This window comes from Sphaerospermopsis sp. LEGE 00249 (assembly GCF_014299995.1).
GTDB classification, from domain to species: Bacteria; Cyanobacteriota; Cyanobacteriia; order Cyanobacteriales; family Nostocaceae; genus Sphaerospermopsis; species Sphaerospermopsis kisseleviana.
Window position 1 is genome coordinate 1 of sequence record NZ_JACJUZ010000119.1, and the last position, 9,165, is coordinate 9,165.

At 37.2% G+C, this 9,165-nt stretch carries 11 protein-coding genes and 2 pseudogenes; 11 read left to right on the plus strand and 2 right to left on the minus strand.

The window, feature by feature from the left end; translation table 11 throughout:
* The first annotated feature begins 48 nt into the window (after window positions 1-48).
* The 7 genes and pseudogenes from lipB (at window position 49) to H5968_RS23890 (ending at window position 6,445) form a co-directional block, all read left to right on the plus strand.
* On the plus strand, window positions 49-723 hold the full coding sequence (gene lipB / locus H5968_RS23860) for a lipoyl(octanoyl) transferase LipB (RefSeq protein WP_187041927.1): 675 nt from the start codon (window positions 49-51) through the stop codon (window positions 721-723).
* Window positions 724-912: 189 nt separating this feature from the next.
* Window positions 913-1,326 (plus strand): annotated as a pseudogene (locus H5968_RS23865) (transporter substrate-binding domain-containing protein); the annotation flags it as partial.
* Window positions 1,327-1,370: 44 nt separating this feature from the next.
* A complete protein-coding gene (locus tag H5968_RS23870) occupies window positions 1,371-1,535 on the plus strand; it encodes a hypothetical protein (RefSeq protein WP_187041928.1) in 165 nt (54 codons plus the stop codon).
* Between the two features lie 355 nt (window positions 1,536-1,890).
* The gene (locus H5968_RS23875; RefSeq protein ID WP_137666918.1) at window positions 1,891-2,715 is read left to right on the plus strand and encodes an RnfABCDGE type electron transport complex subunit D; all 825 of its coding nucleotides are present in this window, start codon (window positions 1,891-1,893) and stop codon (window positions 2,713-2,715) included.
* A gap of 76 nt (window positions 2,716-2,791) precedes the next feature.
* Complete coding sequence (locus tag H5968_RS23880; RefSeq protein WP_187041935.1) at window positions 2,792-4,168, plus strand: DUF2330 domain-containing protein; 1,377 nt, start codon at window positions 2,792-2,794, stop codon at window positions 4,166-4,168.
* A gap of 243 nt (window positions 4,169-4,411) precedes the next feature.
* Window positions 4,412-5,083 (plus strand): CAP domain-containing protein, encoded by a 672-nt coding sequence (locus H5968_RS23885; protein WP_187041929.1) that lies wholly within the window; start codon window positions 4,412-4,414, stop codon window positions 5,081-5,083.
* Window positions 5,084-5,278: 195 nt separating this feature from the next.
* Window positions 5,279-6,445: a pyridoxal phosphate-dependent aminotransferase gene (locus H5968_RS23890; protein WP_187041930.1), complete on the plus strand. Its 1,167-nt coding sequence runs from the start codon at window positions 5,279-5,281 to the stop codon at window positions 6,443-6,445.
* A gap of 277 nt (window positions 6,446-6,722) precedes the next feature.
* Here the strand turns inward: H5968_RS23890 and H5968_RS23895 are convergent, their stop codons facing one another.
* Window positions 6,723-7,574: a YafY family protein gene (locus tag H5968_RS23895; RefSeq protein WP_187041931.1), complete on the minus strand. Its 852-nt coding sequence runs from the start codon at window positions 7,572-7,574 to the stop codon at window positions 6,723-6,725.
* A 134-nt stretch (window positions 7,575-7,708) separates the two neighbouring features.
* Between H5968_RS23895 and H5968_RS23900 the strand changes: the two genes are divergently transcribed.
* The 4 genes from H5968_RS23900 to H5968_RS23915 all read left to right on the plus strand — a co-directional run bounded on the left by H5968_RS23900 (window position 7,709) and on the right by H5968_RS23915 (window position 8,927).
* Window positions 7,709-7,912, plus strand: a complete 204-nt coding sequence (locus H5968_RS23900; protein WP_255427239.1) for a hypothetical protein — start codon at window positions 7,709-7,711, stop codon at window positions 7,910-7,912.
* Window positions 7,913-8,113: 201 nt separating this feature from the next.
* Complete coding sequence (locus tag H5968_RS23905) at window positions 8,114-8,566, plus strand: nucleotidyltransferase domain-containing protein (RefSeq protein ID WP_187041933.1); 453 nt, start codon at window positions 8,114-8,116, stop codon at window positions 8,564-8,566.
* Complete coding sequence (locus H5968_RS23910) at window positions 8,563-8,703, plus strand: hypothetical protein (RefSeq protein WP_255427240.1); 141 nt, start codon at window positions 8,563-8,565, stop codon at window positions 8,701-8,703. The genes H5968_RS23905 and H5968_RS23910 overlap by 4 nt, the downstream gene beginning before the upstream one ends.
* Window positions 8,697-8,927, plus strand: coding sequence for a hypothetical protein (locus H5968_RS23915; RefSeq protein WP_187041934.1), 231 nt, complete (start codon window positions 8,697-8,699; stop codon window positions 8,925-8,927). Before H5968_RS23910 ends, H5968_RS23915 begins: the two co-directional genes overlap by 7 nt.
* A gap of 139 nt (window positions 8,928-9,066) precedes the next feature.
* On the opposite strand, the pseudogene H5968_RS23920 reads toward H5968_RS23915, so the two are convergent.
* A pseudogene (locus H5968_RS23920) lies at window positions 9,067-9,165 on the minus strand (IS630 family transposase); the annotation flags it as partial.

A 9,165-nucleotide genomic window follows, 5' to 3' on the forward strand; every position in this document is an offset into this window, starting at 1 on the left:
CCCTTCCCCCTGCACCCTGCACCCTGCTTCCCCTCATTGATTTTTTCCATGATCCATACTCAGACACCTCACAAGCACCGCTGTTTTTTGTATAACAAAGAACTAATGCCTTATGTAGATGCTCTTCAATGGCAGCGATCGCTACTCAAAGAACGCATCAATAACCCCGATCTCGAAGATGTACTCATCTTGCTGGAACATCCGCCAGTTTACACTTTAGGACAAGGTGCAAACCCGGAATTTCTTAAATTTGACATTGACAAAAGTGAATATAATGTGCATCGAGTTGAAAGAGGTGGCGAAGTTACTTATCATTGTCCTGGACAACTGGTAGGGTATCCAATCTTAAATCTGCAACGTTATCGTCAAGATTTGCATTGGTATTTGCGTCAACTTGAGGAAGTATTAATTCGTGTTTTAGCAAATTATGGTTTACAGGGAGAACGCATTCCCGGTTTTACAGGTGTGTGGTTAGAAGGAAGAAAAGTTGCAGCTATCGGCATTAAAGTGAGTCGTTGGGTGACAATGCATGGTTTTGCTTTAAATGTTTGTCCTGATATGACAGGATTTAATCGCATTGTACCCTGTGGTATTACTGATAAGCCTGTTGGCAGTCTAGCAGAATGGATTCCCGGTATCATAGGTTTAGAAGTGCGTTCTTGTATAGCTCAGTCATTTTCCCAGGTTTTTGGTGTGGAATTAATAGATTCCCATTATGAATAATACACTAGTAGTCAGTATTCATGCTATACCAATAGCTATATAAATAACATTATAACCATACATGGATTAATTGCTGTATAATAAAATACTGATTATTTAGAGTATATGTGATCTCAGTAAAGCGATGGGGAAATTCCATAAATTTTCTGAGAAGATTATGATCTAAGTTACTTTTAAATCAAGGGAGAAATGGTAAAATTTTTATTTGGGTGTTGGTTGCGTTGGTGTTTAGTGATAGGTTTAAGTTGCTGGCTATTAGCTAGTTGTAGTGTGAATCCTAGTGTGGCAAAAACTCTGCGAGTAGCGACTGAACCAGCATTTCCACCGTTTGAGTTTCAACAGAATGGGGGAGAGTTACAGGGTTTTTCTATTGATTTAATGAAAGCGATCGCAACTGCGGCTAATTTCCAGGTAGATTTTCAAAGTTTACCTTTTGATGGCATCATTCCCGCATTGCAAGCTAAAACCGTAGATGTGGCAATTAGTTCAATTACCATCACTCAAGAAAGGTCAAAAACTGTAGATTTTTCTCGTCCTTATTTTAAAGCTGGGTTAGCGATAGCTATTCGCACAGATAACCAAGAAATTAATAGTTTTGAAGCTTATTAAAAGATACCAGTTTAGTTGCGGTAATTGGTTTTGAGGAATTGTTTAGAAAAGGACAGTTAATAGTTGCAGAAAATTATCGCGCCTTTGAAATTTACGCAGCAGTAGCTGTGATTTATTTATGTTTAACCTTGGTTTCTTCTCAAGCTTTTAGTCAGTTAGAAGCGTGGATGAATCCAGGAAAAAAGCCAAATGCAAAGATTTAATAATTTATGAATTATTCAGGAGTCAGGGTAATACAGCCGTTTCCTAAGTTATGAGGTACAAGGCTAACAGGCAGGATGCCTGTTCCACAAGGGTTTTATGATTTCCGTTTGTACCTCACTAAGATGAAATATGCTGTAAGTAGAACGACGGGAAAAAACCAAAGTATCTAAAGAAAAGTAAATTAATCTAAAAACCTCTTCTCTCTTGCATGAGTGCCTCTTGCCTTGTCATAACGACAATTTTTAACGCCTACCTACTTAGTTGTCAGTTGTTACGATTTTTGAAACAAGAAGATGATTTTCTCTAACTCTAGTCTAAATTAATGAAAAGTTAGGGGTAAACCCGTACACAGGGATAATGTTCACAGATATTCGAGACTATCAAATTCTCTTTCTCAGTGTATTCCTGATTTTAGGAATTGCTGCTAGGGACTGGACATTGCGGCCTGAGTTGATTTTAATTGCGATCGCCACTTGTCTAGTCACACAATGGATATTGTCATTATTCATTAGTCATTGGTCATTATTAACTACCACAGCAAATGACAATAAGTTAACATTTAATTTCCGTAGTTCTTTAATTACTGCTTTAGGACTTAGTTTACTACTACGGGCTGACCATTGGACAACTATGGTTTTAGCCGCAGCAACGGCAATAAGTAGCAAATTTATCTTGAAAACAGGTGACAAGCATTTTTTCAACCCTGCCAACTTTGGCATTATTTCCGCCTTATCCCTTACCTCTGATGCTTGGGTTTCCCCTGGACAATGGGGGGACGAATGGTGGTATGGACTGTTATTTTTTGGTACAGGAGGAATGATTTTACAAAAAGTTGGTCGTTGGGACACTACCGCAGCTTTTTTAAGTGCATATTCCCTACTAGAAGCTGTGCGTAATATTTGGCTAGGTTGGACTTGGGATGTTTACTTACATCGGTTAATGAGTGGTTCGTTAATACTGTTTGCATTATTTATGGTGACAGATCCCCGATCTATTCCTAACGCTCCCATCGGTCGTATAATTTGGGCAGTTTGTATTGCCATTTTTACCTTTATTTTGCGGAATTATTTCTTTCTTTCTACCGCAGTTTTTTGGGCTTTATTTGTCCTTGCGCCGTTAACTGTTCTCTTTGATAATCTTTGGTTTTCTCCTAGATTTTCTTGGTTGCAAGAAGATTAGCAGTTTAATAAGATTGGCAGGAAAATATTTTTACCAATTCCCAATCACCAATTACCAATCACCAATCACCAAAAAAATGAAAAAATTTCGTTTATTCATTCCCTTAATAATAGCACTTTTCGCTGTTTTATCTTTTGCCCCTACAGCTTTAGCATTTTGTGGTTTTTATGTTGCCAAAGCTGATACTAAATTGTACAACCAAGCTTCTCAAGTAGTCATTGCGCGAGATAGTAATAAAACAGTATTAACAATGGCTAATGATTTTCAAGGTGACATTAAAGATTTTGCAGTTGTCGTACCTGTACCCACAGTCATCAAAGAGGAACAAGTGCGGGTTGCTCAACCTAATATTATTGAAAGATTAGATGCTTTTAGCGCCCCTAGATTGGTAGAATATTTTGATGAAGATCCTTGTTCTCCACAAATAAGACCACAGTCAATGTTAGCACCAACTGCTGCTGCAAGAGGTGGAAGTTCTGAAGAAAAAGCAATGGCAGATAACAGTTTGGGTGTGACGGTTGAGGCACGGTTTAATGTGGGTGAATATGATATTTTAATCCTCAGCGCTAAAGAGTCTAATGGTTTGGAAACTTGGTTAAATAGCAATGGTTATAAAATTCCCAGAGGTGCAAATCAATTATTAAAACCTTACATTCGTTCCTCTATGAAGTTCTTTGTTGCTAAAGTCAACTTAGATAAATTTGAGGAATCTGGTTATCAATTTCTCAGACCTTTACAAATTGCTTATGAATCACCCAAGTTTATGTTACCCATTCGTTTGGGTATGATTAATGCTAATACTGAACAAGATTTGATTGTTTATATTCTCTCACCTCAAGGACAAGCAGAAGTTACTAACTACCGCACAGTAAAAATTCCTTCTAATATGAATATTCCTGTGTTTGTGAAAAACGAATTTGGGGATTTTTATAAATCTATGTTCCAAACTTCTTACACCAAAGAAGATAAAAAAGTAGCATTTTTAGAATATGCTTGGGATATGGGTAATTGTGATCCTTGTTCTGCTCAACCTCTCAATACTGAAGAACTCAAACAAGCTGGTGTGTTTTGGTTAGATAATAATGGTAATAACAATAATAGAATCGCACCAGGTTTTGGTTTTCCGTTTTCTAATAATAATGTTTACATCACTCGTTTGCACGTTCGCTATACTCGCAATAAGTTTCCTGAAGATTTGATGTTTCAAACAACTTCTAACCGGGAATCTTTTCAAGGACGTTATGTTTTACAACATCCCTTTACAGGTAATTTACAATGTTCTGCGGGGAGAGAATATAAAAGATCATTACCCCGACGTTTTGAAAAAGAAGCACAAACTTTAGCCCAGTTGACAAATTGGAATATTCAAAACATTCGTCAAAAGATGAAACTGACTGTGGGAAATATCTCAACTTCTTGGTGGCAAAATTTCCTGATGTTTTTAGGATTATAAACTATTCTCTCAGACTTTTTTCAAAGTTTTAGTTTGTGAGTTGAAGAACTGGGGTATCCCCCTAACCTTTATCTAAAAAAGGGGGATAAATTCTTTATTAGTCAGGACTTACGCAAAAGATCACGAAAGTACGGGTAATTCATGAGTACGGGTAATTCATGAATTACCCCTACGCAATAATCAGCTTTTTAGTCCTATTTTGCGTAAGTCTTCTTAGTGCATTACCAACATATATTTTGAACTATGAATAGTAAGAAAAAAATCAAGAAATTTAATCTTTGGTGGCGATATTCACTTTTATTTATGGTGCTGTGGGTTACTCCTCCTATTATGCACTTTATTAACCAAGCTTTGCGTGGGTATCCTTTGGATATTAACTATTTCTGGAGTGAACTTTCTTTGTTTCAAATTTCTAATCTGGGTTTTTATAATGGTTCTGGTGGTAGTGATTGGAAAATTGGACAAGCCCAGGTTAATATATGGAATGCGGAACAGTTGCGAACCGTAACAGAGTTAAGAAATTTTGCTTTAAATTTAGTTAATAGAGATAGAAAACTTAATAATTTACCGCCTTTAGTAGCAGATAATTTACTATCACAAGCTGCTCAAATTCATGCAGAAGATATGGGAGAAAAGAGATATTTTGATCATATTTCTCTGGATGGGAAAAGTCCCTATGATCGTTATGTTGCAGTGGGTGGTAATAGTAATTTAGGTGTAGGTGAAAATATATATCAAAGTTCAGGAACAGGTTTAGGGTTAACTTATGGAGAGGTGGAAAAATTCCAACGTGGTTGGATGTATAGTAATGGACATAGAAAGAATATTCTTTTACCAGAATATAAAAAGTTTGGTTATGGCATAGCTATGGGGAAAGATGGTAGTATTTATGCAGTGCAAATGTTTAGTAATTAATTTTTAGGAGTCAGTAGGGGCGAAGCATTCGGAAAATAGCCTTTTCATAAAATTGATAATTGATTGCCCGAATGCTTCGCCCGTACAGTAAGAATAAATACTAATGACTAATGACTAATGACTAATAACTAATAACTAATAACCAATAATCTGAGATATCCTGATAAATGATAGAGATTGGCTTAAAGAAGTAGAATGAAACTGGCAGCAAGAGTAAGTCAGGTGACACCCTCGATCACCTTAGCGATCGCAGCTAAAGCTAAGGCCATGAAAGCTGAGGGTATTGATGTTTGTAGTTTTAGCGCGGGAGAACCAGATTTTGACACTCCAGCCCATATCAAAGCAGCCGCAGCTAAAGCTTTGGAGGAAGGAAAGACTAAGTATGGTCCTGCTGCTGGTGAACCTAAGTTAAGGGAAGCGATCGCCAACAAGCTAAAAAGCGATAATGGTCTTGATTATAAAGCAGAGAATGTTTTAGTGACAAATGGCGGTAAGCATTCTCTCTACAATTTGATTGTGGCATTAATTGATCCGGGTGATGAGGTGATTATCCCTACACCTTACTGGTTAAGTTATCCCGAAATGGTAAAGTTAGCTGGTGGGAAGTCGGTAATAGTCCATACAGATGCTTCTACAGGCTACAAAATCACCCCAGAACAGCTAAAAAAAGCGATTACCCCAAAAACTAAGTTATTTGTCCTTAACTCTCCTTCTAACCCCACAGGGATGGTGTACACACCAGAGGAAATTAAGGCTTTAGCTAAGGTAATTGTTGATGCTGATATTTTAGTTGTTTCTGACGAGATATACGAAAAGATCCTCTATGATGGTACAGAGCATATTAGCATTGGTTCTTTAGGTGCGGATATTTTTGCCCGGACTTTGATCAGTAATGGTTTTGCTAAGGGTTATTCTATGACAGGATGGCGTTTAGGTTATTTAGCAGGACCATTGGAAATTATTAAAGCAGCGAGTACCATTCAAGGACATAGTACATCTAATGTGTGTACCTTTGCTCAATATGGGGCGATCGCTGCTTTGGAAAGTTCCCAAGAATGTGTAGAGGAAATGCGTCAAGCGTTCGCCAAACGTCGTCAGGTAATGTATGACAGACTTAACGCTATTCCGGGGTTAAGTTGTCCTAAACCCGATGGTGCTTTTTACCTATTCCCTGATATCAGCAAAACCGGTTTGAAGTCTTTGGATTTTTGCAACGCTTTGTTGGAAGAATTGCAAGTTGCTGTTATTCCCGGTGTGGCTTTCGGTGCTGATGATAACATCCGCCTTTCCTACGCTACGGATATGGCAACTATAGAAAAGGGGATGGATAGGTTAGAGAAGTTTGTGCGTTCTCGGATCTAATAGGTGACGGTGAATAGGTGACAGGTGACAGAAAGTAGTTTTTTAGTAGGGGTTTATCTGTTAGCTTCCACACCCGCCAGAGAATAAATTCTCTGTCTCATAGCTCAAGTCCGTTAAAACGGACTAATCAATTTTTCCTAGTGTTTAGTCATCTTTAGATGACTTTCTCTATTAGCAAGGAATTTGAGTTCCTTGCGGGATAGAGGTTTTATGTTAAGTTGATACCAATGTCCCCACCTCTTTTCTTAACTGTCACCTGTCACCTGTTCCCTGTCACCTATAAAATGTCATATTTTTGACATTGTTCTATCAGTTTTTTCTTGATGAGCGATCGCACATTTTCCGGTGAGACTATTTCGCAATTTTCCCCATAACGCAACACTTCCCGCACCAACCAAAAAGGGTTTGACACTTTTCTTATCACTTGACGCACTTCTCCTACAACTTCGTTACTGATGTCATTGGGTTTTGCTTCATAAGCTTTCACCATTCCCCCATAAAAGTGTAAGTGTATTTTTAGGGTATCTAGCCCTTCATGCCGCCATTGTCCGTTCACTGGGACAACACCTTTGATTCTATCCAGACGTAAACAACGGTTGTGTATAAGTTCTGGAAAGTCAGGTTTGACAATATCTTCAGTTTCATCACACCAAATATTTAAGTAAAAACGCTTTTCCTCAAAAGCAATTTCCGCATAACGCACTGTAAATGATACATCCTGTCCTTGAGAATTGCTATAGAGTAAGTGAAATGGTTGTTGACTTTGGCGAAATTGATCTGCAAGTATGCGCCATGCTTCCGTCGGTTGGCTAACTTGTTGAAGTAGTAATTGACGCATCGGTGGTTCAAGCTGACCACGTTCAAGTAACAAACTAGAGACAGTTTGCGCTTGTTCAATAAAACCGGAATCCTTGAGTATTCCTATAGCTTGCTGGAGTGCGGTTACTTGTGTGGAATTGAGGGTGAAAGGTTCACCAACTTCAAACTCTTTTTGGGCGATCGCTACAAGTAAACCAGATATACTAGGGGATTTTCCCCAGAAGATCCGCAATTTGCGGGCGATTTCTTCTAGTTGTTCCTTTGTTCCAGCCGGAATTGACAGTGTAATTGTTTCTTTTTTCCTATTCATCTAAAAAGTGTAACTACATTATTGACATATTGCTGATTTACAGTTATTGTATCTGTATACAAGGGGGATAAAAAACTTTTTAGGGTAAACCTACTGGGATATTTGTTTTTATGAAAGAAAACTTAGCTGATCGTATGCTTGAAGTAATGTCAGATGCTTGCTGGCATTCTACATATGAGTTAGTAGAGAAAGTGAGTCATCGGTTTTCTGCAACTATGCACGTCCTCAAGAAACAAGGTTATCAATTTGAAAAAAGACGTACTCACGGTCAAAAGTATGAGTATAGATTAGTAAAAGAGTCAAAAGCGATCGCTTCGCTTACTACAGGTAACACTTAAAAACCATTGATGAGGATTGGGGGGTAGTTTTTCCTACTCCCATTTCTGGAAAATAGGAGTTATTGAGGTCAAAAACTATGATCGATAATTTACTTTCTCGAATTTCCAATGAAAAACTGACACCATTGGTGGCAGAAATTGGTTAGATTCATAATTTAGTCATTTTATAAAAGTGTAACAATGGCAGATGGAGATGATCAAATGCAAAACAATACTCCCACAATTACAGAAATTCAAGAATTATCCTCACAAATTCCTGAGAGAATACCTTACCTAAAAATGTTAGTTTTATTTAGTTCTAGAGCAACTGGTAAAACCAAAGATGATAGTGACTGGGATTTTGCGGTTTTATGTGATGAAGAAAAACCTCAGAATTGCATAGCAAATAATATTGGTCGTTTATTTGAATTACCAATAGTGATTGGTGAAGTTTTGCACATCAATCCTGACATTATAGATATTGTACAACTAAATCAATGTTCTTGGTTAATTGCTCATTTTGTAGCCCGTGATGGAATTATGTTATATGAAAAAATACCTGGAGAGTTTGATAATTTTCGATTTAATTCCTTAAAGACTGAATCAGAGTTAAAAAAATTCCGTCAAGAACAACACCGAATTATTGAAATAGAGTTAAACAAGTGGGGAGCATGAGTAATATAGATTCTGAAATAGTTTTATCAAGACTAAGGTTAATTACCAAATATTACAATACCTTAGAAGAATTTCGTTCTCTGAGTCTTGATGAATTTTTAGCTGATTTTCGTCAACAACTAATCGTAGAATGTTAGATAAACTTCCTTGTTTAGATAAACCTTTCCTCAAAGTTTATTGGCATTCAGAAGCATCACTAGAAATAGCGCGTCCTTTATTAGAATTGGAAGAATTACTTGATAAAATACCTGGTGCTGAATTAATTCCCCAACTGTTTGATACATTAAGAATAATTTTTGAAAGTAAACGGACTTGGGAAGAATGTCGTTACAGAATGAAAGTTTTACAGGGTGCAGATTGAAACTGAGGAAAATTAGATAATGACAATTCTCGATCCCTCTCAGTCTTATACCTTTAGCAAATATTTTGAGATGCACATTTCCCCTCAAGATTTTGCTGAAGAATTTGGCTATATAGTCATTTAACTTAAGAATGAGACATTAAGATACACAATAATCACGGATGATTTCATCTAAGGGTGTATTTGAAGGAGCATACATTCTGGCTCTCTTTAAGGCACTAAAATCATGCTCAATATC

Excerpts from the sequence above, each read along its gene's own strand:
- lipB (WP_187041927.1), top strand. The coding sequence starts at position 49 with ATGATCCATACTCAGACACCTCACAAGCACCGCTGTTTTTTGTATAAC.
- H5968_RS23880 (WP_187041935.1), top strand. The coding sequence starts at position 2,792 with ATGAAAAAATTTCGTTTATTCATTCCCTTAATAATAGCACTTTTCGCT.
- H5968_RS23885 (WP_187041929.1), top strand. The coding sequence starts at position 4,412 with ATGAATAGTAAGAAAAAAATCAAGAAATTTAATCTTTGGTGGCGATAT.
- H5968_RS23890 (WP_187041930.1), top strand. The coding sequence starts at position 5,279 with ATGAAACTGGCAGCAAGAGTAAGTCAGGTGACACCCTCGATCACCTTA.
- H5968_RS23895 (WP_187041931.1), bottom strand. The coding sequence starts at position 7,574 with ATGAATAGGAAAAAAGAAACAATTACACTGTCAATTCCGGCTGGAACA.
- H5968_RS23900 (WP_255427239.1), top strand. The coding sequence starts at position 7,709 with ATGCTTGAAGTAATGTCAGATGCTTGCTGGCATTCTACATATGAGTTA.
- H5968_RS23905 (WP_187041933.1), top strand. The coding sequence starts at position 8,114 with ATGCAAAACAATACTCCCACAATTACAGAAATTCAAGAATTATCCTCA.
- H5968_RS23910 (WP_255427240.1), top strand. The coding sequence starts at position 8,563 with ATGAGTAATATAGATTCTGAAATAGTTTTATCAAGACTAAGGTTAATT.
- H5968_RS23915 (WP_187041934.1), top strand. The coding sequence starts at position 8,697 with ATGTTAGATAAACTTCCTTGTTTAGATAAACCTTTCCTCAAAGTTTAT.